Annotated in this window: 25 protein-coding genes and 1 riboswitch; of the genes, 5 read left to right on the forward strand and 20 right to left on the reverse strand. The window is 64.1% G+C overall.

The window, feature by feature from the left end:
• Position 1: 1 nt before the first annotated feature.
• From AC3Z8Y_RS15570 to cobO, 6 genes are read right to left on the reverse strand one after another with little or no spacing between them, the layout of a single operon-like run.
• A complete protein-coding gene (locus AC3Z8Y_RS15570; protein WP_490086586.1) occupies positions 2-1459 on the reverse strand; it encodes a cobyric acid synthase in 1458 nt (485 codons plus the stop codon).
• Positions 1459-2448 carry a threonine-phosphate decarboxylase CobD gene (gene cobD / locus AC3Z8Y_RS15575; RefSeq protein ID WP_490086587.1) on the reverse strand — a complete coding sequence of 330 codons (990 nt, stop codon included), beginning with the start codon at positions 2446-2448 and terminating at the stop codon, positions 1459-1461. Before cobD ends, AC3Z8Y_RS15570 begins: the two co-directional genes overlap by 1 nt.
• Positions 2441-3349, reverse strand: a complete 909-nt coding sequence (cbiB, locus tag AC3Z8Y_RS15580; protein WP_490086588.1) for an adenosylcobinamide-phosphate synthase CbiB — start codon at positions 3347-3349, stop codon at positions 2441-2443. The genes cobD and cbiB overlap by 8 nt, the downstream gene beginning before the upstream one ends.
• On the reverse strand, positions 3346-3996 hold the full coding sequence (gene bluB / locus AC3Z8Y_RS15585) for a 5,6-dimethylbenzimidazole synthase (protein ID WP_490086589.1): 651 nt from the start codon (positions 3994-3996) through the stop codon (positions 3346-3348). Before bluB ends, cbiB begins: the two co-directional genes overlap by 4 nt.
• Positions 3989-5302 carry a cobyrinic acid a,c-diamide synthase CobB gene (locus AC3Z8Y_RS15590; RefSeq protein ID WP_490086590.1) on the reverse strand — a complete coding sequence of 438 codons (1314 nt, stop codon included), beginning with the start codon at positions 5300-5302 and terminating at the stop codon, positions 3989-3991. Before AC3Z8Y_RS15590 ends, bluB begins: the two co-directional genes overlap by 8 nt.
• Positions 5299-5910: a cob(I)yrinic acid a,c-diamide adenosyltransferase gene (cobO, locus tag AC3Z8Y_RS15595; RefSeq protein WP_490086591.1), complete on the reverse strand. Its 612-nt coding sequence runs from the start codon at positions 5908-5910 to the stop codon at positions 5299-5301. Before cobO ends, AC3Z8Y_RS15590 begins: the two co-directional genes overlap by 4 nt.
• 125 nt (positions 5911-6035) lie before the next feature.
• A riboswitch (cobalamin riboswitch) is annotated at positions 6036-6257 on the reverse strand.
• Between the two features lie 95 nt (positions 6258-6352).
• On the opposite strand from cobO, the gene AC3Z8Y_RS15600 reads away from it, so the two are divergent.
• Positions 6353-7663: a PQQ-dependent sugar dehydrogenase gene (locus AC3Z8Y_RS15600; protein WP_490086592.1), complete on the forward strand. Its 1311-nt coding sequence runs from the start codon at positions 6353-6355 to the stop codon at positions 7661-7663.
• Between the two features lie 39 nt (positions 7664-7702).
• On the opposite strand, the gene AC3Z8Y_RS15605 is transcribed toward AC3Z8Y_RS15600, so the two are convergent.
• From AC3Z8Y_RS15605 to AC3Z8Y_RS15625, 5 genes are all read right to left on the reverse strand, one after another.
• Complete coding sequence (locus AC3Z8Y_RS15605; protein ID WP_490086593.1) at positions 7703-8257, reverse strand: C40 family peptidase; 555 nt, start codon at positions 8255-8257, stop codon at positions 7703-7705.
• 115 nt (positions 8258-8372) lie between these two features.
• Positions 8373-9026: a C40 family peptidase gene (locus AC3Z8Y_RS15610; protein WP_490086594.1), complete on the reverse strand. Its 654-nt coding sequence runs from the start codon at positions 9024-9026 to the stop codon at positions 8373-8375.
• A 386-nt stretch (positions 9027-9412) separates the two neighbouring features.
• Positions 9413-10120 (reverse strand): DnaA regulatory inactivator Hda, encoded by a 708-nt coding sequence (gene hda, locus AC3Z8Y_RS15615; RefSeq protein WP_490086595.1) that lies wholly within the window; start codon positions 10118-10120, stop codon positions 9413-9415.
• Between the two features lie 108 nt (positions 10121-10228).
• The gene (locus AC3Z8Y_RS15620) at positions 10229-11302 is read right to left on the reverse strand and encodes an AI-2E family transporter (protein WP_490086596.1); all 1074 of its coding nucleotides are present in this window, start codon (positions 11300-11302) and stop codon (positions 10229-10231) included.
• A gap of 8 nt (positions 11303-11310) precedes the next feature.
• Complete coding sequence (locus tag AC3Z8Y_RS15625; RefSeq protein ID WP_490086597.1) at positions 11311-12375, reverse strand: DUF2066 domain-containing protein; 1065 nt, start codon at positions 12373-12375, stop codon at positions 11311-11313.
• A 234-nt stretch (positions 12376-12609) separates the two neighbouring features.
• Here AC3Z8Y_RS15625 and purM point away from each other — a divergent pair, with 234 nt between their 5' ends.
• The 4 genes from purM (at position 12610) to AC3Z8Y_RS15645 (ending at position 15497) form a co-directional block, all read left to right on the forward strand.
• Complete coding sequence (gene purM, locus AC3Z8Y_RS15630; RefSeq protein WP_490086598.1) at positions 12610-13668, forward strand: phosphoribosylformylglycinamidine cyclo-ligase; 1059 nt, start codon at positions 12610-12612, stop codon at positions 13666-13668.
• Positions 13668-14318: a phosphoribosylglycinamide formyltransferase gene (purN, locus tag AC3Z8Y_RS15635; RefSeq protein ID WP_490086599.1), complete on the forward strand. Its 651-nt coding sequence runs from the start codon at positions 13668-13670 to the stop codon at positions 14316-14318. Before purM ends, purN begins: the two co-directional genes overlap by 1 nt.
• Positions 14319-14326: 8 nt before the next feature.
• Positions 14327-15040, forward strand: a complete 714-nt coding sequence (locus AC3Z8Y_RS15640; protein WP_490086600.1) for a DUF3108 domain-containing protein — start codon at positions 14327-14329, stop codon at positions 15038-15040.
• 247 nt (positions 15041-15287) lie between these two features.
• Positions 15288-15497, forward strand: a complete 210-nt coding sequence (locus tag AC3Z8Y_RS15645) for a hypothetical protein (RefSeq protein ID WP_490086601.1) — start codon at positions 15288-15290, stop codon at positions 15495-15497.
• 376 nt (positions 15498-15873) lie between these two features.
• On the opposite strand, the gene AC3Z8Y_RS15650 is transcribed toward AC3Z8Y_RS15645, so the two are convergent.
• The 9 genes from AC3Z8Y_RS15650 to AC3Z8Y_RS15690 all read right to left on the reverse strand — a co-directional run bounded on the left by AC3Z8Y_RS15650 (position 15874) and on the right by AC3Z8Y_RS15690 (position 25397).
• Positions 15874-16413, reverse strand: a complete 540-nt coding sequence (locus AC3Z8Y_RS15650; RefSeq protein ID WP_181112648.1) for a DUF2058 domain-containing protein — start codon at positions 16411-16413, stop codon at positions 15874-15876.
• A gap of 18 nt (positions 16414-16431) precedes the next feature.
• Complete coding sequence (gene mazG / locus AC3Z8Y_RS15655; RefSeq protein ID WP_490086602.1) at positions 16432-17283, reverse strand: nucleoside triphosphate pyrophosphohydrolase; 852 nt, start codon at positions 17281-17283, stop codon at positions 16432-16434.
• A complete protein-coding gene (gene relA / locus AC3Z8Y_RS15660) occupies positions 17280-19526 on the reverse strand; it encodes a GTP diphosphokinase (RefSeq protein WP_490086603.1) in 2247 nt (748 codons plus the stop codon). The genes mazG and relA overlap by 4 nt, the downstream gene beginning before the upstream one ends.
• A gap of 82 nt (positions 19527-19608) precedes the next feature.
• Positions 19609-20979, reverse strand: a complete 1371-nt coding sequence (gene rlmD, locus AC3Z8Y_RS15665; RefSeq protein ID WP_490086604.1) for a 23S rRNA (uracil(1939)-C(5))-methyltransferase RlmD — start codon at positions 20977-20979, stop codon at positions 19609-19611.
• Positions 20979-21881: a cysteine synthase CysM gene (gene cysM / locus AC3Z8Y_RS15670; protein ID WP_490086605.1), complete on the reverse strand. Its 903-nt coding sequence runs from the start codon at positions 21879-21881 to the stop codon at positions 20979-20981. The genes rlmD and cysM overlap by 1 nt, the downstream gene beginning before the upstream one ends.
• A gap of 137 nt (positions 21882-22018) precedes the next feature.
• On the reverse strand, positions 22019-22945 hold the full coding sequence (locus tag AC3Z8Y_RS15675) for a 5-oxoprolinase subunit C family protein (protein WP_490086606.1): 927 nt from the start codon (positions 22943-22945) through the stop codon (positions 22019-22021).
• Between the two features lie 2 nt (positions 22946-22947).
• Positions 22948-23670 carry a 5-oxoprolinase subunit B family protein gene (locus AC3Z8Y_RS15680; RefSeq protein WP_490086607.1) on the reverse strand — a complete coding sequence of 241 codons (723 nt, stop codon included), beginning with the start codon at positions 23668-23670 and terminating at the stop codon, positions 22948-22950.
• Positions 23667-24404 carry a 5-oxoprolinase subunit PxpA gene (locus AC3Z8Y_RS15685; protein WP_490086608.1) on the reverse strand — a complete coding sequence of 246 codons (738 nt, stop codon included), beginning with the start codon at positions 24402-24404 and terminating at the stop codon, positions 23667-23669. Before AC3Z8Y_RS15685 ends, AC3Z8Y_RS15680 begins: the two co-directional genes overlap by 4 nt.
• A 96-nt stretch (positions 24405-24500) precedes the next feature.
• Positions 24501-25397, reverse strand: coding sequence for a LysR family transcriptional regulator (locus tag AC3Z8Y_RS15690; RefSeq protein WP_490086609.1), 897 nt, complete (start codon positions 25395-25397; stop codon positions 24501-24503).
• Between the last annotated feature and the right edge of the window lie 185 nt (positions 25398-25582).

Consider the following 25582-nt stretch of genomic DNA (forward strand, 5'->3'; position numbering starts at 1 on the left):
GTCAGGGCTCCCCCGCGCACAGGTCGCGCAGCCGGGCAGTGTCCATGTGCTGTTCAACGAGATCTGCCAGGCGCTCGATGTCGCGCTCGCGCAGCGCGTCGTAATCCAGCTGCGTCGCGCCCTTCAATCCCGCCCAGCGCAGCACGGCGGCGCAGGCCGCAGGCTCCTCGAACAGCCCGTGCACGTAAGTACCCATCACCTGGCCGTCAGTGCTCAGGGCTCCGTCGCCGCGGCCGGGGGCCAGCCACAGCGCGGGCCGTGACAGATCCGGGCCCTCGCTAACGCCGGCGTGAATTTCATAACCGCGCACCGGTGCGTCGTCGAACACCAGCCGACCCTGCACGTTGCGCAGCTGCTTTTCCGCCGCCAGGGTGGTTTCCAGCGCCAGCCAGCCGAGGCCCTGGCTGTCACCGGCGGGGCCTTCGACGCCCAAGGGGTCAGCGATGCGGGTGCCCAGCATCTGCAAGCCGCCGCAAATCCCCAACACCTTGCCGCCGTAGCGCAGGTGGCGAGTGATTGCTTCCTCCCAGCCGCTGTCTCGCAACCGGGCCAGGTCTGCCCGCACGCTCTTGGAGCCCGGCAGTATGATCAAGTCGGCAGGCGGCACTGCCTCGCCAGGGCGGATAAAGCTGAGCGCCACCTGAGGGTGCAGGCGCAACGGGTCGAAGTCCGTGTGGTTGCTGATACGCGGCAGCACCGGGACCACCGCCCGCAGCAGCTCGCCTTCCTTGACGGGCTGGCGGCTGTCCACGGCGTCTTCGGCTTCCAGATGGAATTCGTTCAGGTAAGGCAGCACGCCCAGCACAGGTTTGCCGGTATGTGCTTGCAGCCAGTCCAGCCCGGGCTGGAGCAATGCCAGGTCGCCACGAAACCGGTTGATCACAAAGCCCTTCACCCGGGCCTGCTCGCTATCGGACAGCAGCGCCAGCGTGCCAACCAAATGCGCGAACACCCCGCCCCGGTTGATGTCAGCCACCAGAATCACCGGGCAATCCACCGCCTCGGCGAAGCCCATGTTGGCAATGTCCCCTTCGCGCAGGTTGATTTCGGCGGGCGAGCCGGCGCCTTCCACCACCACCACTTGGTAGGCCGCATTCAGGCGCGCATGGGATTCCAGCACAGCCTGCATGGCGGTCGCCTTGTAGCCGTGATACCGCAGCGCGTTCATGTTACCCACGGCCTGGCCATGGATGATCACTTGCGCGCCGGTATCGCTGTTGGGCTTGAGCAGCACCGGGTTCATATCGGTATGCGGCGCCAGCCCGCAGGCCTGGGCTTGTACCGCTTGCGCCCGGCCGATTTCGCCGCCGTCGGCGGTTACCGCGCTGTTCAACGCCATATTCTGTGGCTTGAACGGCACCACCGTGACGTTCTGCCGGCGCAGCCAGCGGCACAGTGCAGTTACCAATGTGCTCTTGCCCGCGTCCGACGTGGTGCCTTGCACCATTAATGTAGCCATCAGCTTTCCTTGTTGAACGCGGCAAGCCCTTCACCGAGCCGCTGCCAGTGAGCGGCTTCAAATGGCAGACCGAAGCGCAGGCTGGACGTAGCACGGAACAGCCGCACCAGAATGCCCTGCCGGGCGAGGCGAAGGTACAGGGCTTCGGCCTGGGGGGTGCGCACCCACTGGAACAACCCGCAGCCGCCGGCCGGGGGCCAACCGTGATCACTCAACATTGCCGCCAGTCGGGCGCAAGCGGCATTACAGCGGTCGATCTGCTGGCGATGGCCTGCGTTATCGAGCAGGCAGGCTTGCCCCAGCACACGGGTGGGCCCGCTCACCGCCCAAGGGCCCAACTGCTCCGCCAGGCCAGCCAGCAAGCGGGCCTCCGCCAGCACAAAGCCCAGGCGCACCCCCGCCAGGCCGAAGAACTTGCCGAAGGAGCGCAGCACGATCAGGCCCGGTAGGTGTGCCTCGGCCGCCAAGCTGAAGGCAGGCGTGAGGTCCATGAAGGCTTCGTCCACAACCAGCCAGCCGCCGCGTGCAGCGAGCCGGGCGTGCCAGGCAAGCAGGCGTTCACGGTCAAACAGGCGGCCGGTGGGGTTGTTCGGGTTGACCAGCACCAGTACATCCAGCCGGTCCAGGTAGCCCTCGACTTCTTCGTCGTTGATTTCACGGACCACATGGCCACCTTTGCGCCAGGCTTCGGCATGCTCGGCATAACAGGGCGCCAGCACGCCAACCTTGCCGCTGCGACGTAGCCGCGGCAAGGCCTGGATGGCGGCCTGGGAGCCTGCCACCGGGAGCACCTGTTCGGCGCCGTAGTAACCACAGGCGGCCGCTTCTAGGCCGTCGTCGGTTTCCGGCAGGCGAGCCCAGGCGGCGACCGGAATTGGCGGAATAGCCCAGGGCCAAGGCGCGATCCCGGTGGACAGGTCCAGCCAGGCCGGGGCTTCGATGCCGAATTCCCGAGCCGCGGCTCGCAAACGCCCGCCGTGTTCAAGCATAGAATTGCCCTCCTAGACAGATGAGCAGCAGCCATAGCCATACGCCCCGCTGCACCAGCGCCCAGGCCCGCTCGATCGCCCCGGCATCCGGCTCTGGGCCTTCGCCCAGCTGCGGGCGCTCGTGTAGCTCACCGTGGTAGGTGGCGGGCCCACCCAGCGCTACGCCCAGGGCACCCGCACCGGACGCCATCACCGGGCCGGCGTTGGGGCTGTCCCAGAGCGAACCCTGACGCCGCCAGCAACGCAGGGCCAGCGCCGTCTTGCCCAGCACTGCATAGGTGAGCGCAACGAGCCGGGCAGGAACGAGGTTCAGCAGGTCGTCAATGCGCGCGGCGGCCCAGCCGAAACGTTCGAAGCGCTCGTTACGATAGCCCCACATGGCATCGAGGGTGTTGGCGAGGCGGTACAGCACTACGCCGGGCACGCCACCCACCACGAACCAGAACAGCGCCGCAAACACCGCATCGCTGCCGTTCTCCAGCGCCGACTCGGTGGCGGCCTTGGCTACCCCGGTAGCGTCCAGTGCATCGGTATGGCGGCTGACCAGCCGGCTTACGCGCTCGCGGGCCTTGCCCAGGTCGCCCTCTCGCAATGCGCGAGCCACTGGCTCAAGGTGCTCACCCAGGCTGCGCAGGCCCAGCGCCCAATACAACACCAGCACTTCCACCACACTGCCAATCACCGGCAACCAGGACAGTAGGGTCAGTACCAGCACCGGTGGCACCACCGCCATCAGCCAGGCCGTGACGCCATGACTGCGCCAGCCATGGCCGGCGGAATTAAAGCGCTGCTCCAGCCGCTGGGCCAGGTTGCCGAAGCCCACCAGCGGATGCCAGCGGCGTGGCTCGCCCAGTAGCGCGTCCAATGCAATTGCCGCGACACAAGTAAGGGCGAGGTTCACGGCTGCGCCCCCCAAATATCCTCGAACATCAATTCATGTAGCGGGCGCTCTTGTGCCCAGCCTTCCAGTACCAACATTGGCGCGGCGTAGAAGTCAGCCACCGGCCCGAGACACAACACCGCCATGGGGCGGGCGCCGGGTGGCATGTTCAACAATTCGCCGAGGCGGTCGGGATCGAACAGCGACACCCAGCCCATGCCCAGCCCTTCGGCGCGCGCCGCCAGCCACAGGTTTTGCACGGCACACGACAACGACGCCAGGTCCATCTCCGGCAGCGTACGGCGGCCGAATACATGCTGCTCGCGCCCATCGCCCAGGGCGACCACCAGCAGTTCGGCGCAATCACGCACGCCTTCCACCTTGAGCTTCATGAAGTCATCCGAGCGCTCGCCCAAGGCCTGGGCCGTGTTCAGCCGCTCGGCCTCCACCAGTTGGTGGATGGCTTCGCGCAATGCAGGGCGGCGGATACGAATGAACCGCCACGGCTGCATCAGGCCCACGCTCGGGGCTTGGTGGGCGGCGGCAAGCAAGCGGTGCAACACCTCGGGCGCCACCTCGCCACCGCTGAAATGGCGCATGTCCCGGCGCTCTGCGATGGCACGGTACACCGCCGCCCGCTCTGCGTCGCTGAAGGCGTGCTCAGTCATCAGCAGGGCCTCCCGGCTGTAACAGCGCCGCGGCTGCTGCAAGGTTCGAAGGGAAATAAAAATGGACGTAGGAGGCCGTGAGCCTGCCGCAACGGTACACCGCCTCGGCACCCCGCCCGCCGTTGGGGCTGCGCCCACGGGCAACAGCTTCCCATGGCGTGGTAGTCAACGAATGATGGTAGGTATGGCCGCGCAGGGTGCCCTCGTCCAGCGCCACCTCCTGCAGGGCCAGGGCGGCAAGGCGTTTTTGCAGCGTGGCCTCGCCTGGCATCAGGCCAAGCAGTGGCGCCCGCTCGCCGTCTACATCGGTAAGGCCTTCCAGCAAGTAGAGCATGCCACCGCATTCCGCCAGCAACGGCTTGCCCGCCTGATGATGGGCGCGAATGCTTTCCAGCATGCCGGTATTGGCCGCCAGGCGCTGGTGGTGCAGCTCAGGGTAGCCGCCAGGTAAATACAAACTGTCGCAGGGTGGCAGCGCGGTATCGCTGATGGGCGAGAAAAACCGCAGCTCTGCCCCCATGGCACGCAGGGCGTCGAGGTTGCCGTTATAAAGGAAGGCAAACGCCTGGTCCCGGGCCACCGCCACGCGCACGCCTGTGAGCAACGGTGCCACAGGTTCGTTCTCAGGCGGATAGAAGCTGACCGGCGCCGGCAAGGCGTCATCGCAGGTTGCCGCCAAGGCCTCGGCGGCTGCATCCAGCCGACGGTCCAGGTCCTCGAGCTCGCTGGCTTGTACCAACCCGAGATGACGGCTAGGCAAGCCGATGGCTTGCTCACGCGGCAGGCCACCGAACCAGCGCAGGCCCTCTGTGAGGCTATCGCGCAGCAACTGGCCGTGACGCTCGCTGCCTACGCGGTTGGCAAGCACGCCCGCGAAGGGCAGCTCCGGGCGGTATCGCGCCAGCCCCAACGCCAAAGCCCCGAAGGTTTGTGCCATGGCCGTGCCGTCGATCACACCGAGCACCGGCACTCCCAGCTCGATGGCCAAGTCTGCGCTCGACGGGGTGCCGTCAAACAGTCCCATCACCCCTTCCACCAGAATGAGGTCAGCGGTCTCGGCCGCTTCCCAGAGCAGCCGGCGGCTTTGCGCCGCACCTACCATCCACAGGTCCAGTTGATACACCGGCGCACCGCTGGCGCGTTCGAGGATCATGGGGTCGAGGAAATCCGGGCCGCACTTGAACACGCGCACCCGCAGCCCGCGATTGCGATGCAGGCGGGCCAGCGCGGCGGTCACGGTGGTTTTCCCTTGGCCTGAGGCCGGAGCGGCAATCAATACCGCGGGGCACTGGCGCGGCGTACTCACCACTCGATGCCCTTTTGCGCGCGGATACCGGCCTGGAAGGCGTGCTTGATCAGCCCAAGTTCGCTCACAGTGTCTGCGGCCTCGAGCACTTCCGCTTTCGCGGCGCGCCCGGTGACAATGGCATGCTGCAGCGGCGGACGGGCCTTGAGGTCGGCAACCACCTTTTCGACGTCCAGGTAGCCGTGCTTGAGCGCTATATTCAGTTCGTCGAGCAGCACGAAATCCACTGCGGGGTCGGCCAACAGCTCCCGGGCTACCTGCCAGGCAGCCTCGGCGGCAGCGATGTCCCGCTGACGGTCCTGGGTTTCCCAGGTGAAGCCTTCGCCCATCACATGGAAACTTACTTCGTCGGGAAAGCGGCGGAAGAAAGCCTCTTCGCCGGTGGTCTGGCGGCCCTTGATGAACTGCACCACGCCACAGCGCATACCATGGCCCAACGCGCGCGCCAGCATGCCGAAGCCCGAGCTGCTTTTGCCTTTGCCATTACCGGTCAATACCAGGAGCACACCGCGCTCGTCCGCGGACGCAGCGATGCGGGCATCGACTACGGCTTTTTTCCGCGCCATGCGGGCCTGGTGGCGCTCGTCGCGCTCGGGGGATTCGTTCATCGCTGCTCTCCGCTCGCTCGCGGGTGCGCACCAACGCTGCGCCAACGCCACAAAAGGCGGGCAGCATGACGTCAGTGCCGCTCTCACCCGCGCGGCGATCTGTTAATCAACGGGCGGGGCTCGCACCGTATCAGGGGTTTCAGGCCGGTCTCCGGGCTCATGAGCGGGCGTTGCCCCACTCGCACGCCTTCCCGGTTGCCCAGTGGCCCATGCGCGAGCGTTGACTCATCTACCGTTGCGGGGGCAGCGCCGGCATTGCTCGTGGCGAACCGCCCGATGCTCACCGGCTTCCCTGTTTCACCCTGGCAAGCGAACGCTGCCCGGGCACCTGAAACAATCGGCGAAGGGTAAGGGGTTGGCCCGGTAGCGTCAATCAAACATGTTGAACCTCCGCCGCCTCGCTGCCTCTACGGTACATACCTCGGTTGCCAGGAAGCTGATCATGCCCTTCTCCCGCCTTGCTCTCACCGTTTTGATTGCCGCCAGCGTTGCAGGCTGCGGCGAAAGCTCGAAGCTACAGGTGTCCGATGGCACCGGCCCGGCGCCCAAGCTGCCAGAGCCCAACAAAACCCTGATGCCTACCGTGAACATCGCTCCAGCGGTAGGCTGGCCGGAAGGCGTGAAGCCCAAGGCAGCGCCCGGCACGCAAGTGAGCGCGTTTGCCGAGGGCCTGGACCACCCGCGCTGGCTGTACGTACTGCCCAACGGTGACGTGTTGGTGGCCGAAACCAACTCGCCACCCAAGCCCGACGACAGCAAAGGCATTCGCGGCTGGGTGATGAATAAAGTGATGGGCCGTGCGGGCGCGGGCGTGCCCAGCCCGAACCGAATTACCTTGCTGCGCGACAAGGACGGCGACGGTATCGCCGAAACCCGCGAGGTGTTCCTGCAGAACCTGAACTCCCCGTTCGGCATGACTTTGGTGGGGCAGGACTTCTACGTTGCCGATACCGACAAAGTGCTCCGCTTCAAGTATCAGCCTGGCGCTACCCACCTGGAGGGGAACGGCGAAACCGTCACTGACCTTCCGGCCGGCACGATCAACCATCACTGGACCAAGAACGTCATCGCCAGCCAGGACGGCAAGAAGCTGTATGTGACCGTGGGCTCCAACAGCAATGTGGCGGAGAACGGCCTGGACCAAGAACAAGGCCGCGCCGCGATCTGGGAAGTGGATGCAGCCACCGGCCAGAAGCGCCTGTTCGCCAGCGGTTTGCGCAACCCGAATGGGCTGGCCTGGGAACCCCAGACCGGCAAGCTATGGACGGCCGTGAACGAACGGGACGAGATCGGCAGCGACCTGGTGCCGGACTACATCACGTCTGTGAAAGACGGCGCCTTCTATGGCTGGCCGTTCAGTTATTACGGCCAGCACGTGGATGCGCGCGTAGAGCCCGGCGACGCGACCATGGTGCAAAAGGCAATCGCACCCGATTACGCGGTCGGCCCACATACGGCCTCGCTGGGCCTGGCGTTCGCCCAGCCGAACCAACTGCCAGCACCCTTCGACCACGGCGCCTTCATTGGCCAGCACGGCTCCTGGAACCGCAAGCCGCACAGCGGTTACAAGGTGCTATTCGTGCCGTTCGCCAACGGTATGCCTGCCGGCCAACCGGTGGACCTGCTGACGGGCTTTCTGAACGACAAAGAGGAAGCCATGGGCCGCCCGGTGGGCGTGATTGGCGATAACAAAGGCGGTGTGCTGGTGGCTGACGATGTGGGCAACAAGATCTGGCGGGTAACGCGGCAGTAACTACGACTCGCGGGGCGGTGAGCAGCCGCCCCCGGGCTTCTACGGCGTAGCGGTCTGCGCCAGGCGCTCTGGCTGGATCACCCGTTTGGCATCAAGGTAGGCCTTCTGCCAATAGGGCTTGTCGAGGTAATCCAGGCGCACCGTACCGCCGGTACGCGGCGCGTGCACGAAACGCCCCTCCCCCACGTAGATCCCCGCATGGCTTACCTGGCCATTGCCTTGAGTCGAGAAGAACACCAGGTCCCCTGAACGCAGCGCGTTGCGGTCGACGCTGGGCGCATGCATGGCAATCAGATCCCGAGTGGAGCGCGGCAGGGCGATATTGGCGGCGTCCCGGTAGACGAAGCCGATGAGGCCGCTACAGTCAAAACCCGAATCCGGGGTGTTGCCGCCCCAGCGATAAGGCGTGCCCACCAAACCAATGGCCCGGAATAGCACGTCGTCGGCCTTCACCGAGGAATAGTCGGTTGGGTCGAGAATAACCGGGCGAGGCACTACCGCCACCGGTGCGGGCTTGGGTGGTGGAGGGCTCGCGCAGGCGGCAAGCAAAAGAAGCGGCGCAAGCGCCAGAGTGCGCAAACGGGAGAAAACCATGGGCGGGGTTCCGAGTTCGACTGCCGATGAAGAATAGCGCTTAACCCGCTGTATTCCATAAAAAAGGGCAGCGAAAGCGTGACCGCTCGTCGCTGCCCTTTATGGACCGACTGGCTTACTTGCGGGCGACCTCGGAAACGGGCGCCATGGCCAGCATACGCTTGGCCTCGATGTAAGTTTTGCTCCAGTAGGTATCGCCCAGGTTGTCCACCCGCACTCCACCACTGCGGCGGCTGCTCGAATGGATGAACTGGTCGTCGCCCAGGTAGATACCGGCGTGGCTCACGCGGCCGCGGCGGCCGGTGGTGCCGAAGAACAGCACATCACCCGGCTTGAGATTGTTGCGGGCCACCAGCGGCGCTTTTACGTTGATCATTTCGCGGCTGGAGCGTGGCAGGCTCATGCCCGCTTCTTCACGGAACAGGAAATTGATGAAGCCAGTGCAATCGAAGCCGTTTTCGGTGGTACCACCGAACTGATAGCGGGTGCCGATCAGCGACTTGCCGCGCTCCAGAATGCTGTCAGCCAGCAGGGGCAAACGGTACGGTTCGTTGCGGGAGAACGCCGCCAGGTCGTCCTTGTCGGCGACGTCGTCTTCGTCGAACAACGAAGCCGTTGCGGGGGTAAGGCTGTGAGGCTGCGCTAAGGGAGCGCGCTCGGCGGTAACGGGGGTGGACACCTGCTGTTGCGAAACCGGTGACTGGGCTGCGCAGCCGAACAACAGGGTAACAAGTGCAAGAGGCACGAGGGGTGCGAAGCGATTCAGCATGGGCACGACCGTGTCAGTAAGTGGATGAAGGGGCGAATATGCCTTCTATCGGCACCATTTGCAAATTTTATAGAACAATTTGTGACTTGTGGTGCCAACGGTCGCATCTAACGCGGAATCGCCGAGCCAGAGCGGGTGCACAAATAGCTGGCGCGGTGTAACTCCTTGAAGAATCGCCAAAAATCCTGACCCGCCAAGGGGTCGGCGCCGAGGATGACCCGAAACGTAATTGCCGCTCCGCTAATCCGCTCCACTGCCCGATAGGTTAAAACTATCAAATAAGCGTAGCGAGCCCTGCGCCAGCCCATTGGCGGCACAAAGATGACGGAGGATACAGCAAAAGCCTTGCCAGGCTGAGGGTTATTTAATGCAAGTGTGACGGGCGGCTACCAGCCGAGTGTTTCCTTGAGGAAAGGGATGGTGAGCTTGCGCTGCGCCTGCAACGAGGCCTGATCCAGGCGCTCGAGCAAGTCGAACAGTGCGCTCATGCTGCGGCTGCCACGGGTGAGAATGAAGTGCCCCACCTCATCAGTAAGGTGCAGGCCGCGGCGCGACGCCCTCAATTGCAGCGCGCGCAGCTTGTCTTCATCCGAAAGCGGGCGCATCTGGAATACAAGCGCCAAGGTAAGGCGGGACTTGAGGTCGGCCAGCTTGACCGGCAGCTCCCGCGGCGAATGCGAGGCGGCGATCAACAAACGGCGGCCGCTGTCGCGCAGGCGGTTGAACAGGTGGAACAGCGCCTCCTCCCAATCCGCCTTGCCGGCGATTACGTGAAGGTCATCCAGGCATACCAGTTCGTACTGCGCCAGGTAGTCGAGGATACCGACCCCGCGGTCAAGCAGTTGGGCCAGCGGCAGGTACACCGCAGGCTGCCCCTGCTGCTCCATGCGCAGGCACGCCGCCTGCATGAGATGGGTGCGCCCCACCCCCTGCTTGCCCCAAAGGTAGATCAGGCTTTCCGTCCAGCCGGCATCCGCATCGCACAACCGCTCGACGTAGCCGAGCGCCGCAGCGTTGGCTCCGGGATAGTAGTTGACGAAGGTGGCGTCATCGCGCAGGCGCACACCCAGCGGGAGTTGGATCGGCTCTTTCATGCGTCCCGGGGATACGGCCTCAGCTCAAAGGGGGCAAATTCTAGCGGCTTGGCTGGAAGCTGCAAGCCTGACGCGTAACGCGCCGCCAGGCAAGCGTTCTGAACAGGCTCAAAGCTCAGGGTCTTCACCGCCGCCGTAAAGGTCCGATTGCTTGTACAACGTATGCATGTGGCGGATGAGCACCATGATCACCGCCGCTACTGGCAACGCAAGCAACACACCGGTAAAGCCGAACAACTCGCCCCCGGCGAGAATCGCGAAGATTACCGCTACCGGATGCAACCCAATGCGGTCGCCCACCAACAACGGCGTGAGCACCGTGCCTTCCAGCGCCTGGCCGATGGCGAACACAGCGCCAATGGCCGCCAGGTGCCAGGGATCGAGCCCGAACTGGAACAGGCCCGCCGCCAAGGCGGCCGTGATACCGGTGATGAACCCCATATAAGGCACGATGGAAGCCAGCCCCGCCAGCACGCCCACCAACAGGCCCAGTTCAAGGCCAGTGAGCATCAGGCCCACCGAATAAATGACCCCCAGCGCAAGCATCACCATCAATTGGCCGCGCACGAAGGCTCCCAGCACTTCATGGCACTCCCGGGCCAGGGTCACAATCTGTGCTTCGCGCTGACGCGGCAGCAAGCCGCGGATCTTCGCCATCATCAGGTCCCAGTCGCGCAGCAGGTAAAACCCGACTACCGGGATCAGCACCAGGTTGGCCAGCCAGCCGATCAGCGCCAGGCCCGACGCCGTGGCGCGCGCCAGTATCAGCCCGACGATGTCGGTGGTCTGCCCCATGTGGGCCGAAATCGCTTCCTTGATCTTGTCGAACTTCCAGAAGCCCTCCGCCAGCCCCAATCGGGCCTGTATCCAAGGCAAGGCGGATTGCTGCAACCAGTCGAGGAATTGCGGCGTGAGCTCATACAACCGCACCAGTTGCCTGGCCAGCATCGGGATGACCACCACCAGGGCAATCATCACGATAAGTGTGAAGAGCACGAACACCACCACGACTGACAAAGTGCGCGACAGCCTCAGGCGCTCCAGCCGATCCACCAGCGGATCGCCAAGGTAGGCGATGAGCATGCCGACCAGAAATGGCGACAAAATAGGATGCAGTTCAAAGATGAGCGCACACAGGACCAGGGCCGCCCCCAGCCAGAACCAGTGCTTTTTATCTGTCATACCTTGGCTCACCAGTGGAACCTCAGCGGAGCAGGTTCAACCGTAGGCGCCGCGGCGGGCGGCGTTACAGCCCCGCTGGCAGAAACGGGCGCGGGCGCGGCAACCGGCTGAGGAACGGAGGCTGGATCAACCTCCTGCAAATGCGCAAGTGCCAACTGGGCCCGCAGCTGTTCGGCGCTGGCGGTCACCCGGTAAAGCGCCTTGTTGCCATTGACCGACTGCAAGCGGCCACCCAGCGCATCCAGCACGCGGCCGAGTTCGGCATAGTGCTCCAGGGTCATGCCTTCGATTTCTACTGCCAGTTCACCGCTGGCACCGGGCTTCACGATGTACCGCGGCGCCAACTTCTGGGCGACCGCCAGCATCACCGCATCGGCCAGGCTGGCCTGGTCATTGGCCTGCACCGTGCCTTGCTCCTTCTGGTTGCCAAGCCACAAGCGCCATTTGGCTTGCCATTTATCACCGTCAGCGCTGGCGTGAACCGCGAGCAGGGCATCGGCGCCGTAGCGTTGGGATACACCCTGCAACGGGGCCGGATCGGTGCCTTCGAGGTTTTTCGCCGTGGCGGCCAGCTGTTCTTCCAGGTCTGCCAGCGGCAGCTTGATCGGCAGCCCGCGGTGTTTCGCGGCCTGGCGCAACGGCGCTGCGCTGGGCTGGGCGTCGCCGGCCAGCGTTGCACCGGCAGCCGTTTCGTTCAGCCACCAAGCCAGAATGGACGGCCTATTCGCGCCCCAGGTGGCCAAGCCTGCCTGGCGCAGTGCTTTGTCCGTGCTCACGGGGTCAAAGTCCACCTGCAGGGCCTGGGGCGGGCCGGCTTGGTAGCCAAACTGGCTGATGATCTGTTGAGGGTCCTTGCGAACCGCCGCCAGGCCTGCTCCGGCAAAGGCCTTGGGATCGCCGGTGAGCCGCAGCACTAGCGTTTCAAGTGCGCGCTGGGTCGCCTGGTCGCGTTCTTCCGGGGCCTGACTGCTGACCGGCTCGCTCACCTGGTAAAGGTTGGTCACGGTTTCGCCCCAGGCCGCCGGCTGGGCGAGGCTGAGCAGTGAAGCGAGCAAAAGGGGGCGCAGGCGCATGAGCAGGTTTCCAAAGGCAGGGGGTACTGAAGTGAATGGGACACACTTTCCCGTAAAACATTCGCCCTGCCAACTGCCGGGGCCGTCAAATCGGCCAGGCATGGCCACCCAACCTGTGCACCCACGCCCTCCAGCCCCCGTTCTGGCCTGAAGTGACCAACCCTGATAAAATCGCGCGCCTTCGCAGACCCTTGTGGTCGTTTCCTGTATCGCCCCTCTTCAAAGGCCTGGATCATGAGCAAGCAACCCTCCCTGAGCTACAAGGACGCCGGTGTAGACATCGACGCCGGTGAAGCGCTGGTCGAACGCATCAAGGGCGTGGCCAAACGCACCGCGCGGCCGGAAGTGATGGGCGGTCTGGGGGGCTTTGGCGCGCTCTGCGAGATCCCGGCCGGCTACAAGCAGCCTGTGCTGGTGTCGGGTACCGACGGCGTGGGCACCAAGCTGCGCCTGGCCTTGAACCTGAACAAGCACGACAGCATCGGCATCGACCTGGTGGCCATGTGCGTGAACGACCTGGTGGTGTGCGGCGCCGAGCCGCTGTTCTTCCTTGATTACTACGCCACCGGCAAGCTCAACGTCGATGTCGCTACTACTGTCGTTACCGGTATCGGCGAAGGCTGCGAACAGGCCGGCTGCTCGCTGGTAGGCGGCGAAACCGCTGAAATGCCCGGCATGTACGAAGGCGAAGACTACGACCTCGCCGGCTTCTGCGTAGGCGTGGTAGAGAAAGCCGAGATCATCGACGGTTCCCGCGTGGCAGCTGGCGACGCACTGATCGCACTGCCCTCCTCGGGCCCACACTCCAATGGCTACTCGCTGATCCGCAAGATCGTGGACATGTCGGGTGCCGACATCGCCACCGAACAGCTGGGCGGCACGCCGCTGTCCGACCTGCTCATGGCCCCTACCCGCATCTACGTCAAGCCGCTGCTCAAGCTGATCGCCGACACCGGCGCAGTGAAGGCCATGGCCCACATCACCGGTGGCGGCCTGCTGGACAACATCCCGCGCGTATTGCCGGCCGGCGCCCAGGCGGTGATCGACGTTGCCAGCTGGCAGCGCCCGGCGGTGTTCGACTGGTTGCAGCAGCAAGGCAACGTGGACGAAACCGAGATGCACCGCGTACTGAACTGCGGCGTGGGCATGGTGATCTGCGTGGGTCAGGAAGATGTAGCCCGGGCCCTGGAAGTGCTCAAGGCCGAAGGCGAGCAACCTTGGGTGATCGGCGAAATCACCGCCGCCGCCGAAGGCGCAGCACAGGTCGAGCTGAAAAACCTCAAGGCCCACTGATGCCCCTGCCTTGCAACCTGGTGGTCTTGCTGTCTGGCTCCGGCAGCAACCTCCAGGCGATGATCGATGCCTTCTCGCACAGCGACAGCCCTGTATGCATCCGCGCGGTGATTTCCAACCGCGCCGATGCCTTCGGGCTGGAGCGCGCGCGCGCTGCGGGAATCGAAACGCGGGTTCTGGACCACGCAGGCTATGAAGGGCGCGAAGCGTTCGACCAGGCGCTCATGGCGCTTATCGACGGCTTCGAGCCCGCGCTGGTGGCGCTGGCTGGCTTCATGCGTATCCTTACCCCCGGCTTCGTTCGCCACTACCACGGCCGGCTGCTCAACATTCATCCGTCGCTGTTGCCTCGCCACAAGGGCTTGCATACCCACAAGCGCGCCCTGGAAGCCGGCGACACCGAACACGGCTGCAGCGTACACTTCGTCACCGAGGAACTCGATGGAGGGCCTCTGGTCGTACAGGCTGCCGTTGCGGTACAGGCCGACGACACGCCTGAAACACTCGCCCGGCGAGTGCATGCTCAAGAACACCAGATATACCCGCTGGCGGTCCGCTGGTTCGCCGAAGGCAGGCTGTGCCTTGGCAGCCACGGCGTGTCATTCGACGGCCAGCCCCTGGCTGCCAGCGGCCATTTGATCCGCCCATAGGAGACCGTATGCGTCGTGCCCTGCTGTTCGCCCTTGCCCTGTTCACGCTGCCTGGCGTACAGGCCGCGGACCTCAAGCCCTTTTCCGCCAGCTACACCGCAGACTGGAAACAACTGCCCATGAGCGGCACCGCCGAGCGCAGCCTCACGGCCAACCCGGACGGTACCTGGACCCTCGCCTTCAAGGCGTCGATGATGATCGCCAGCCTGACCGAGACGAGCGTGTTGCGCGTGGACAAGGACACCCTCATGCCGCAAACGTACAACTTCGAGCGTGGTGGCCTGGGCAAGGCCAAGCGGGTCGACGTGGACTTCGACTGGTCCGCCAAGAAAGTCACCGGCACCGATCGCGGCGATCCGATCACCTTGCCGCTGAACCGTGGCGTGCTGGACAAATCCAGCTACCAGCTGGCGTTGCAACACGACGTGGCCGCTGGCAAGAAGAGCATGAGCTACCAGGTAGTGGATGGCGACGAGATCGACACCTACGACTTCCGCGTATTGGGCGAAGAAAAAGTCGCAACCAAGGCTGGAAGCATCGATGCCATCAAGGTGGAACGCGTGCGCGACCCCACACAAAGCAAGCGCGTGACCGTGCTGTGGTTCGCCAAGGCGTGGGATTACTTGCTGGTGCAGCTGCAACAGACCGAAACCGATGGCAAGGAATACACCATCATGCTTCAGGACGGCACTGTCGGCGGCAAGCCGGTGAAAGGCAACTGATCCTCCCGCTTCATCGTGGCCGAGCCCTGTTCGGCCACTCCCCTCCCCGCCTCAAGCCTTCTTAAACTATTCTTCACGCGCCTTCACAAAGTGCGACAATTCGCCGCAGCCCGCGCCGCCCGTGGGTTTGAGCGATTCCTGCCGATTTACGCAATACACCGTTGCGCCTGCCCCCGGTTCCATTAGCTGGCTATCAATCCTATAACGGAAGCACGTACTTGTTACGGCAACCCAGAGGAGTGTCAGCATGACCGTGAAAGTAACCGAACGTGACGATGCCCACATGTCCCATGAAGGCGTGGCAGCCGGGGTTCGCATCTGGGACGTTTACCAGCAGGGGCTGCTAGTGGGCATGTTCCACAACGAGCACGAGGCTGTGGCCTACCAGCGTGAGCTTGAAGCCAACGAAGCGAAGCGGGCGGAGTTGCTGGGTGTGCCTTCTTTGCAGGCTTCCTGACCAACAGTCACTCGGGCTTTAAAAGCGCCTCTGTTCGCAGGCTGGGCCGGATGGCCGGCCCTCCCCTGCTCCTGCAGAGTTCATCCTAAGAGCCTGAGAGAGCTTACTCACCTGTGGGAAGCAACTGTCTTGCGCAGTTTTCTTAAGCCCTTATTCGCGAGCTCCGCCTTCGGCTTCGCCGGATGGCCGGCCCCCCAGCTCCCACAAGGTGCGGTGCGGTGCGTTCAATCTGTGGGAAGCGGGCGTTAGCTCGCGAATAGTCAATTTTTCCGCGATCTGGCGTAATACTGTGGACCGCGAGGCCAGCCTTCCGGGCGTTAGCCCGGGAATGGACTGAACCTTCGTAAAAAATCCCGTGCCAGGCACGGGATTCTTCTCACCACATCAGATCATCCGGAATCTTGTACGCCGCGTACGGATCGTCGCCTTCCACTTCTTCGGTTGGCGTGTTGAGCAACACGATACGGCGAGGTTCGCGTTCCTGCACCTTGAGCGCCGCTTCGCGCGGGATCACTTCGTAGCCGCCACCATGATGGACGATCGCCAGGCTGCCGTTGGACAGCTTGCTACGCATCAGGCTATTCACCGACAAGCGCTTGACCTTCTTGTCGTCCACGAAGTTGTAGTAATCCTCGGTGGTCAGCTTGGGCAAGCGGGTGGCTTCAATCAGCTGCTTCACCTGAGCGGACCGCGCCTTGGCCTCGGCCTTTTGCTGCTGCTGGCGGTTCAGCTCTTGGTCCTTGCGCTGCTTCTCCGCGGCGGCTTCCAGAGCGATGCGCTTCTGCGTGTCGTCCGCCTCGGCCTGGCCTTTTTTCACCAGCCGCTGCTGCTTTTGCTGGTCCTTGTTGACCTGCTTCACTTGTTTCTGGTTGACCAGGCCTGCTTTGAGCAGCTGGTCACGAAGGGAAAGGCTCATGGTTTCACTCACTCTTACTCAGCCACAGCCAAGCGGTTTCTTTTCCTGACGTTTAGCTTCGCCCCAGAGTGCGTCCAACGCCTCCAGGTCGCAATCTTCGATGAGTTGGCCCCGGGCGCGCAACTCTCCTTCGATAAAACGAAAACGGCGCTCGAATTTTGCGTTGGCGGCGCGCAAGGCCTGGTCGGGGTCAAGCTTGAGCTTGCGCGCCAGGTTCGCCACGCTGAACAACACATCGCCCAGCTCATCGGCCAGTGCCGCCTCGTCATCGCCGGCCATCGCTTCGAGCAGTTCGTCCAACTCCTCGCGTACTTTGTCCAGCACCGGAAGGGCCGCAGGCCAATCGAAGCCCACCGAGCCCGCGCGCTTCTGCAACTTCACAGCGCGCGCGAGGGCCGGCAAGCCCGCCGGCACGTCATCGAGCAGGGACAATTGCTCCGGTGCGGATGATTTTTCGGCGCGCTCTTCGGCCTTGATGGCTTCCCAACGCTGCTTGATCTGCGCCTCATTGAGGCGGGGGGCATCCGCAGGACCGTACAGGTCCCCGGTGGGAAACACATGTGGATGACGGCGGACCAGCTTGCGGGTGATGCCGTCGACCACGTCGGCGAATTCGAACCGCTGCTCTTCCCTCGCAAGCTGGGCGTAGTACACCACCTGGAACAGCAGGTCGCCCAGCTCACCGGGCAGGTGATCGTAATCCTCCCGCTCGATGGCATCGGCCACCTCGTAGGCTTCTTCCAGCGTATACGGCACGATGCTCGCGTAGTTCTGCTTGAGGTCCCAGGGGCAGCCGGCGTGGGGATCGCGCAGGCGCGCCATCAGATACAAGAGGTCGTCGAGGCTGTAAGGCTTGGCGGGCTGGCTCATGGGGTACGGTTACGCCGTGCTTCGATAATGTTGGGCAGCTGGGAGATACGCCCCAGTAACCGACCGAGTGCATCCAGACCAGGAATTTCGATGGTCAGGGACATCAATGCGGTGTTGTCTTCCTTGTTGGAACGGGTGTTCACCGCCAGCACGTTGATGCGCTCGTTGAGCAACACCTGAGAGACGTCGCGCAGCAAGCCAGAGCGGTCGTAGGCACGAATCACGATATCCACCGGATAGGTGAGCACCGGCACTGGCCCCCAACTGACCTGAATGATCCGCTCGGGCTCTTTGGCGCCGAGCTGCAACACCGAGGCGCAGTCCTGACGGTGAATGCTCACGCCGCGGCCCTGGGTGATATAGCCAACGATGGCATCGCCCGGCAGCGGCTGGCAGCAGCCGGCCATCTGCGTGAGCAGGTTGCCCACGCCCTGGATCTGGATGTCCCCGCGCTTGCCCGGTTTGTTCCCGGTGGGCTTGCGGGTAATGAAGTCGAAGGCTTCAGCGTGGCTGCGGTCCGGCTCGGCCAGTTGCTGGGCAGCATTCACCAGCGGGGCCAGGCGTAGGTCGCCTGCGCCCAGCGAGGCGAACATGTCCTCGGCGGTTTTCACATTGGCTTTTTCGGCCAGCCGCTCGAAGTCTACCTGGGGCAGGCCGAGGCGGCTCAGTTCGCGCTCGAGCAGGGTACGGCCCGCCGCGACGTTCTGATCCCGGGCCTGCAGCTTGAACCAGTGAACGATCTTGGCACGCGCCCGGGAGGTGGTGACATAGCCCAGGTTGGAGTTGAGCCAGTCCCGGCTAGGATTGCCCTGCTTGCTGGTGATGATCTCGACCTGCTCGCCGGTTTGCAGGCTGTAGTTCAGCGGCACGATGCGGCCGTTGATCTTGGCGCCGCGGCAGTTATGGCCGATCTCGGTATGCACGCGATAGGCGAAGTCCAGCGGCGTAGCGCCTTTGGGCAAGTCGATCGCATGGCCGTCCGGGGTGAAGACGTATACCCGGTCCGGCTCGATATCCACGCGCAGCTGTTCGGCCAGCCCGCCGATATCGCCGAGCTCCTCGTGCCATTCGAGCACCTGACGCAGCCAGGAAATCTTTTCTTCGTAGTGGTTGGAGCTGGGCTTGACGTCCGTGCCCTTGTAGCGCCAGTGGGCGCATACCCCCAGTTCCGCTTCCTCGTGCATGGCATGGGTGCGGATCTGCACTTCCAGCACCTTGCCTTCCGGCCCGATCACCGCCGTGTGCAGCGAGCGATAGCCGTTTTCCTTGGGGTTGGCGATGTAGTCGTCGAACTCCTTGGGAATATGACGCCACAGTGTGTGCACGATACCCAGCGCGGTGTAGCAGTCGCGTACTTCGGGCACCAATACCCGCACGGCGCGCACGTCGTAGATCTGGCTGAACTGCAGGCCCTTGCGCTGCATCTTCCGCCAGATGGAGTAGATATGCTTGGCCCGGCCGCTGATATCGGCCTTGATGCCGGTGTCGGTGAGCTCATGGTGGAGCTGGCTCATCACCTCGGAAATGAAGCGTTCCCGGTCGAGCCGGCGCTCATGCAGCAGCTTGGCGATCTGCTTGTACTGGTCCGGCTCAAGGTAACGGAAGGAAATGTCTTCCAGTTCCCATTTGATATGGCCAATGCCCAGGCGATGCGCCAGCGGTGCATAAATGTCGAATACTTCACGGGCAACCCGCTGGCGCTTTTCTTCGGCTGCGTTCTTGACCGCCCGGATGGCGCAGGTACGTTCGGCCAGCTTGATCAGCGCCACGCGCACGTCGTCGACCATGGCCACCAGCATCTTGCGCAGGTTATCCACCTGCACTTGCGTACCGAGCACCAAGGACTGCCGCGGGCTGAGGCTGGCACTGATCGCCGCCATGCGAAGCACGCCGTCTATGAGCTTGGCCACCACCGGGCCGAAACGCTGGGCCACGTCCGACAGGGCAACCTTGCCCTCACGCACGGCGCGGTAGATGACCGCGGCAACGAGCGAGTCCTGGTCGAGCTTGAGATCGGCGAGAATTTCGGCGATTTCCAGCCCCGCCTGGAAACTGGACGTACCATCGGCCCAGGAATCCTTGGCGGTGTTTTCGGGTACGTCCAGATCGCGGGCGAACTGACAGGCCTTCTTGAGCGCCTCCCGGTCAAGCGCCAGGTCGACGCTGACGATATGATCGAGCCACGCATCGAGGTTGATGCTGCCGTCGTTGTTGACCGGCTGTTGCGCTCTCACCTGTACCATCTTGCTTACCTTCCCTATGGCGCGCAGGGTTGCACGCCAATGTTCGCTGGCTTCGACCTCCGCGGCCTGCGAAGGTCACCAGTCACATAGCCAGGCCGTCCTGGCCTTTTTCAAATAACGCCATCGCCTCGACATGGGACGTTTGCGGGAACATGTCGAGAACGCCAGCACGTTTTAAAGCATACCCTTGCCTGCGCAACTCTACGGTGTCGCGCGCCAGGGTGGCGGGATTGCACGATACATAGACGATGCGATCCGGACCCAGCGACGATATGTGGCGAACTGTTTCAAATGCCCCATCGCGTGGAGGATCCAATAATACCCCAGAGAACCCTTGCCCTGCCCAACTGGCCGCCTCTAAAGGCTGGGACAAGTCGGCCTGGTAAAAGGTCGCGGTGTTCAGGCCGTTTCGCTCGGCGTTGACCGAAGCGCGCTCGACCATCCCGGCCACGCCCTCCACCCCGACTACTTGCGCACCCATACGGGCAATGGGCAGGGCGAAATTACCCAGGCCACAGAACAGATCGAGTATCCGCTCTCCAGGCCGGGGCGCAAGCCAGGCCAGCGCTTGCTCGATCATGGCCTGGTTCACCGCTTCGTTAACCTGCACAAAATCCCCTGGCCGATAGGCCAGTTCCAGCTGCCACGGTGCCAAGGCATAGCCCAGCACGGCACCCGGCTGATCAGGGGCAGGCGCCTCGGCACCCTGCCACCACAGCTGAGCGCCCTGCGTAGCGCAAAAGGCGCGCAACGCCGCTTGATCCGCGTCGCAAAGCGCAGCGGTGTGGCGAACGAGCACAGCGGGGGCAGTACCGTGGAACAATTCAACGTGGCCAATGGCTTGCGGGGCTTTCAGTGAGCGGAGTATCCCCGGTAACTCATTGAAAATACGCTGCAAGGGTTGTACCAGCACCATGCAGTGGTCGATTGAAACGATCTGCTGGCTCGCGGCGGCACGAAACCCTACATCGAGCGCCTGGCGCTTGGGGTCCCAACGAACCGCCACCCGCGCGCGTCGGCGATAACCGAACTCCGGGCTTACCAGGGGCGGCGCCCAGGCCTGTGGCTCTACGCCGGCCACCTTGAGCAGTTGCTCGGCCAGCTGCCGCTGTTTCAACGCCAGCTGGTCGGTGTGGCTGATGTGCTGCACCGTGCAGCCGCCGCAGCGGTCCACATAAGGGCACGGCGCAGCACGACGCATGGCCGAAGGCTGGTGTACCCGCTCGGTGCGCGCCTCTACCACCTTGCCGTGGGCGGACAGCACCCGAGCATCCACGTCTTCACCAGCCAACGCCCCGGCCACGAACCAGGTCCGCCCTTCGTTGAACGCAATACCACGACCATCCGCTGCCAGCCGTTCAATGCTCAAGCGCTGCTTCTTGCCTGCTGGAACGCCCGGGGCGCGCTGGCCACCGCTGGGCTGAAAGCGCAGCCCGCCTTGCTTGCGTGCCATCAGTTGGGCGCGTCGAACAGGCCGCTGGACAGGTAGCGGTCGCCGCGGTCGCAAACGATAGCGACAATCACGGCATGCTCCACTTCCTGGCTCAGGCGCAACATGCCTGCCACAGCGCCACCCGAAGAAACGCCGCAGAAGATGCCCTCTTCGCGCGCCAGGCGGCGAGTGATGTCCTCGGCTTCCCCCTGGGCCATGTCGATGATCCGGTCTACCCGGTCGGCCTGGTAGATTTTCGGCAGGTACTCTTCCGGCCAGCGGCGAATGCCGGGGATCGCCGAGCCTTCCATAGGCTGAAGCCCGATGATCTGAACGGCGGGGTTCTGTTCCTTCAGGTAACGCGACGTGCCCATGATGGTACCGGTGGTACCCATGGAGCTAACAAAATGAGTAATGCTGCCGCCGGTCTGCTGCCACAGCTCGGGGCCAGTGCTCTGATAGTGGGCCTCGGGGTTGTCGCCGTTGGCGAACTGGTCCAACACCTTGCCGCGCCCTTCAGCCTGCATGCGCTCGGCCAGGTCACGGGCGCCTTCCATGCCTTCTTCCCGCGTGACGAGGATCAACTCGGCACCATAAGCGGTCATTGCAGCCTTGCGTTCGGCAGTGGAGTTGTCGGGCATGATCAGGATCATGCGATAGCCTTTGATTGCCGCCGCCATTGCCAGGGCAATCCCCGTATTGCCGGAGGTCGCCTCGATCAGCGTATCGCCGGGCGTGATCTGCCCGCGCAGCTCTGCCCGGGTGATCATCGACAGCGCCGGGCGGTCTTTCACCGAGCCGGCCGGGTTGTTGCCCTCGAGTTTGAGCAACAAGGTATTGGTAGTAGCCCCGCCCAGGCGCTGCAGGCGAACCAGCGGGGTATTGCCGACGCAATCGGCGATAGTGGGGTAATGCACGGTCATGGGCTTTTTCGCAATCCGAACGGCGGGGGGCGCTATGATACGCGCATTCGCCGCCAGGCCATATCACGCAAAGGCAGCTTCCTATGCCTAGAGGTTATAAGGCGCAGGTATGCTTGTTCGCGGGCTGGGGCCCGCTCCTACCCGGCGTTCCCTAAGCTTCGTATTACCTCCAGATGCCCTGCCCGGGCGGTTTCGGCCAGCACCGCGCGCAGGCGCAACCGTTGCCCAGGCGAGGCTTGCGCCAGGCGAGCACAGGCCAGCGGGGTGAGCGCACCAAGCCGTGGATAGCCGCCGATCGTCTGGCGTTCATTGCCCAGCACGATGGGTTGGCCGTCCGGTGGTACCTGAACGCCGCCCAAGGGGATGCCCTCGGACACCAGCCCGGCGCCTTTGTACACCAGCGCCGGCCCCAGCAAACGCACGCCCATGCGGTCGGCGCGGCTGTCCACCGTCCATTCGGCATTGAAGGCATCGAACAGGCTTTGCCCGGAGAAATCCGCCGCCTGGGCGCCCAACACGAGTTCCAGCGGTTGGCCCAGGCTAAGGTCGGGAATGCGCGCCACGGCGATTTCCCGGCCCGGCCCTGCCGGCGCGGCGCAACTCAGTACGTCACCGCCGGCCAAGGCAACGCCATTGCCGTGAAGGCCACCGAGGCCGTCCCGGGCGACCGTTGCAACGCTACCGGACGCTTGCACCCCGTTGAACCCGCCCGGCGCGGCCAGGTAGGCGCGTACGCCCTCGGCCGGGGCATTGAACACCAGCCGCTGCCCGCGGCGCAGGTTGAAACTGCGCCAGGGCAGCAGGGCCGCGCCGTCGACCGTGGCTTGAAGGCCTGCACCGGCCAGGGCCAGGTGGCAATCGCTTTCGGCGAGCAGTTCGAAGCCTCCAAGGGTAATTTCGATCACTGCCGCGCTTGGTGGGTTACCCAGCAGCCAGTTGGCCCAGCCCATGGACACCCAGTCTGCGGCGCCGCCCTGAGTGATGCCCAAATGGCGCACGCCGAACCGCCCGGCGTCCTGCAACTGACACAGGGGATGGCTTTTTTCGATACGCAGTTGGCTCACGGTCACTCTCCCAACGGTGTGGTATCGCCGCCCAGTGCCACGAAGCGCTCGCGGCTGATGGCTTCGAAACGAACGCTGTCGCCTGGCTTGAACAGGCTTTCGCCGGCATCGAACAGCAGCACGGGCGTTCGCCCCAGAATGTTCCAGCCGCCGGGCGAGGCGCTGGGGTAGATCGCCGTTTGCCGCTCGCCGATCCCCACGCTGCCGGTCGCGATACGCTGGCGAGGGGTGGTCAGCCGCGGCGCCGCGAGGGCCGGCTCCACCAGCCCCATAAAGGCAAAGCCCGGGGTGAAGCCCAGCGCGAATACCCGATACGCCTTGGCGCAGTGCCGCTGGATAACCTCTTCCACCGCCAGGCCACTGATGCTGGCGAGGCGGCGCAGGTCCGGCCCCACCGAGGGGTCGTACCACACCGGCACGGTATGTTCCTGGCCGTTGGCTGCCGAAGCGGGCTTGAGACCGTCGCAGGCATTGGCTATCCGGCGCCGCGCTTCTTCGGGGGCGAGCGCGGCGATATCGTAATGCACCATCACGGTGGTATAGGACGGCACGAGGTCGATCAGCGCCGAGCCGAAGCTGGCCCGAAGGCGCTCGCCCAGCGCCAGCAGCCAACCCACATTCGATTCGTCGATGTGGTCGAACAGCCGCACCATCAGGGCATCCAGCGCAACCGTTTCGATCGTTCCGGCCTGGCCTTCGCCGAACGCGAAGCGTGCGCCGCTCATGCCTGCGCGGCCTGCAGCGCCTCGCGAATGCGCCGCACTGCCGCCACGGAGGCCGGGTTGTCGCCGTGCACGCACAAGGTGTCGCTGCGCAGCCGCAGCGCGCTGCCGTCCCGGGCGGTCAAGGCTTCACCGCGCGCCAAGGCAAGGGCCTGGGCAACCACCGCGTCGGCGCTCTCATGCACCGCGCCTGGCAGCCGTCGAGACACCAGCTGGCCATTCCCCTCATACGCGCGGTCGGCGAAGCTCTCGAACCACAGCGGCACGCCGTGTTCATCGGCCAAGGCTTGTTCGGCGCTGTTGTCCCGCGTGGCCAATAGCACCAAGGGCACCTTGTAGGCCGCCACGGCGGTGAGCACCGAGGCCAGTATCGAAGGGTTGGCCATCATGTCGTTGTAGAGCGCGCCATGGGGCTTTACGTATTCGACGCGGGTACCCTCAAGCGCGCAGAACGCCTGCAGCGCGCCGATCTGGTAATGCAGCAGGCTTTCGATCTCTTCGCCGGAGCACGCCAGGGAACGCCGACCGAAGCCAACCAGGTCCGGGTAGGCCGGGTGCGCGCCGATGCGCACGCCGTGGCGGGCCGCCAGAGCTACGGTACGGCGCATGGTGAGCGGGTCGCCGGCATGGTAGCCGCAGGCAATGTTGGCGCAGTCGATCAAGGGCATTACCTCGGCGTCGAGGCCCATGCTCCAGGCGCCGTAGCTTTCACCGATATCGCAGTTGAGGACAATCATCAGAGGCGCTCCGGCCGAAGGGAAACCACCCCACGGTAGAAGCCTGCGTTTGCCTGGGTCAACTCAGAAAAAACACCGGGGGGCGATAAGAAAACCTTAAGCGACAGGTTGGCTGGTTTCGGCGATCAACGCCTGGGCCATGGCGACGACGCTTTCCGATAGCGCCATGCCGGGCCCGGTACGCCAGGACGCCACGATGTCCATGGGCGGGGGCGGCTCGATACCTTCGATCAGCTTGAGGCTGCCGGCGCGCAATTCGGCCTCTACCAGCGGCAGGGGCATCAGGCCGATACCGAAGCCGTCGCGGATCAACCGGATGATGGCCGAGGCCGAGTTCACGCAGTTCACCCGGGCGTTGATCAGGTCGGCGCCGTGCAGCAGGTTGAGCAGGTCCTGATGCGGGCGCGAATTGCGCGAGAAGGTCACGATGCGCTCGCTGGCCAGGGCGCGGAGGTCATCGTAAGGGCGGTCCTGCGGTGCGCCTTGTGCCACTACCCAATGCATGGGATAGCGGTCGAGCAAGGCGTTGCGTACGGTGTCCAGGCGCACCATGTCGGTTTGCAGAATGATGTCCTGGTAGCCTTTTTCAAGCTGGTCGCACAGGTTACGGGCGGTGTCGGCAGTAATTTCCACCTCCACGCCCGGCCAGGCCGCGCTGATGCGGCTCACCAAGGGGCTGAGCCAGGTATGGATCACCGTGTCCATCGCGCCGATGCGCAAATGCCCCCTGGCCAGGCCCGGGTCCTTCAACGCGGCCTTGAGCGCGTGGAGGGTATCTACCATGCGCTCGGCATAGTCGAGTACCCGCTGGCCTTCCGGTGTAAGCGTGACGCCGCGCGGGTCTCTCACGAACAGGCGGCTGTCTAGCTCGTCTTCCAGCGCGGCGATGCGGCTGGAAATGGACGCCTGGGTGGTGCACAGCTTCTCGGCGGTCAGCCGAAAGCTTTTCAGGCGGGCGACCCAGACAAAGGTTTCCAGAAATCGAATATTCATGTGAGCGCGGCCCTCCCTCTGCCGGCCAGTATTCCCGCAAGGCCCCGGGATGGGCGATCAAGAAAAAGCTATCAGGGGGCACGGGATTTTCTCGCTGGACGCCAGCGCGCTTGCCTCCCAACAATTCCCACATAACAACAGGGGGCTCCCCGCCCTTGCAACAATAAAAACCTTTGCTTCTGCCG

It is taken from the genome of Pseudomonas sp. 3MAES_34.3B (genome assembly GCF_058145875.1).

Excerpts from the sequence above, each read along its gene's own strand:
- AC3Z8Y_RS15570 (WP_490086586.1), bottom strand. The coding sequence starts at position 1,459 with ATGGCTACATTAATGGTGCAAGGCACCACGTCGGACGCGGGCAAGAGC.
- purN (WP_490086599.1), top strand. The coding sequence starts at position 13,668 with ATGCCCCTGCCTTGCAACCTGGTGGTCTTGCTGTCTGGCTCCGGCAGC.
- cobD (WP_490086587.1), bottom strand. The coding sequence starts at position 2,448 with ATGCTTGAACACGGCGGGCGTTTGCGAGCCGCGGCTCGGGAATTCGGC.
- rlmD (WP_490086604.1), bottom strand. The coding sequence starts at position 20,979 with ATGGCACGCAAGCAAGGCGGGCTGCGCTTTCAGCCCAGCGGTGGCCAG.
- cobO (WP_490086591.1), bottom strand. The coding sequence starts at position 5,910 with ATGAACGAATCCCCCGAGCGCGACGAGCGCCACCAGGCCCGCATGGCG.
- mazG (WP_490086602.1), bottom strand. The coding sequence starts at position 17,283 with ATGAGCCAGCCCGCCAAGCCTTACAGCCTCGACGACCTCTTGTATCTG.
- AC3Z8Y_RS15680 (WP_490086607.1), bottom strand. The coding sequence starts at position 23,670 with ATGAGCGGCGCACGCTTCGCGTTCGGCGAAGGCCAGGCCGGAACGATC.
- AC3Z8Y_RS15625 (WP_490086597.1), bottom strand. The coding sequence starts at position 12,375 with ATGCGCCTGCGCCCCCTTTTGCTCGCTTCACTGCTCAGCCTCGCCCAG.
- AC3Z8Y_RS15605 (WP_490086593.1), bottom strand. The coding sequence starts at position 8,257 with ATGGTTTTCTCCCGTTTGCGCACTCTGGCGCTTGCGCCGCTTCTTTTG.
- AC3Z8Y_RS15620 (WP_490086596.1), bottom strand. The coding sequence starts at position 11,302 with ATGACAGATAAAAAGCACTGGTTCTGGCTGGGGGCGGCCCTGGTCCTG.
- AC3Z8Y_RS15650 (WP_181112648.1), bottom strand. The coding sequence starts at position 16,413 with ATGAGCCTTTCCCTTCGTGACCAGCTGCTCAAAGCAGGCCTGGTCAAC.
- AC3Z8Y_RS15600 (WP_490086592.1), top strand. The coding sequence starts at position 6,353 with ATGCCCTTCTCCCGCCTTGCTCTCACCGTTTTGATTGCCGCCAGCGTT.
- AC3Z8Y_RS15610 (WP_490086594.1), bottom strand. The coding sequence starts at position 9,026 with ATGCTGAATCGCTTCGCACCCCTCGTGCCTCTTGCACTTGTTACCCTG.
- cysM (WP_490086605.1), bottom strand. The coding sequence starts at position 21,881 with ATGACCGTGCATTACCCCACTATCGCCGATTGCGTCGGCAATACCCCG.
- hda (WP_490086595.1), bottom strand. The coding sequence starts at position 10,120 with ATGAAAGAGCCGATCCAACTCCCGCTGGGTGTGCGCCTGCGCGATGAC.
- AC3Z8Y_RS15690 (WP_490086609.1), bottom strand. The coding sequence starts at position 25,397 with ATGAATATTCGATTTCTGGAAACCTTTGTCTGGGTCGCCCGCCTGAAA.
- AC3Z8Y_RS15645 (WP_490086601.1), top strand. The coding sequence starts at position 15,288 with ATGACCGTGAAAGTAACCGAACGTGACGATGCCCACATGTCCCATGAA.
- bluB (WP_490086589.1), bottom strand. The coding sequence starts at position 3,996 with ATGACTGAGCACGCCTTCAGCGACGCAGAGCGGGCGGCGGTGTACCGT.
- purM (WP_490086598.1), top strand. The coding sequence starts at position 12,610 with ATGAGCAAGCAACCCTCCCTGAGCTACAAGGACGCCGGTGTAGACATC.
- AC3Z8Y_RS15685 (WP_490086608.1), bottom strand. The coding sequence starts at position 24,404 with ATGATTGTCCTCAACTGCGATATCGGTGAAAGCTACGGCGCCTGGAGC.
- relA (WP_490086603.1), bottom strand. The coding sequence starts at position 19,526 with ATGGTACAGGTGAGAGCGCAACAGCCGGTCAACAACGACGGCAGCATC.
- AC3Z8Y_RS15640 (WP_490086600.1), top strand. The coding sequence starts at position 14,327 with ATGCGTCGTGCCCTGCTGTTCGCCCTTGCCCTGTTCACGCTGCCTGGC.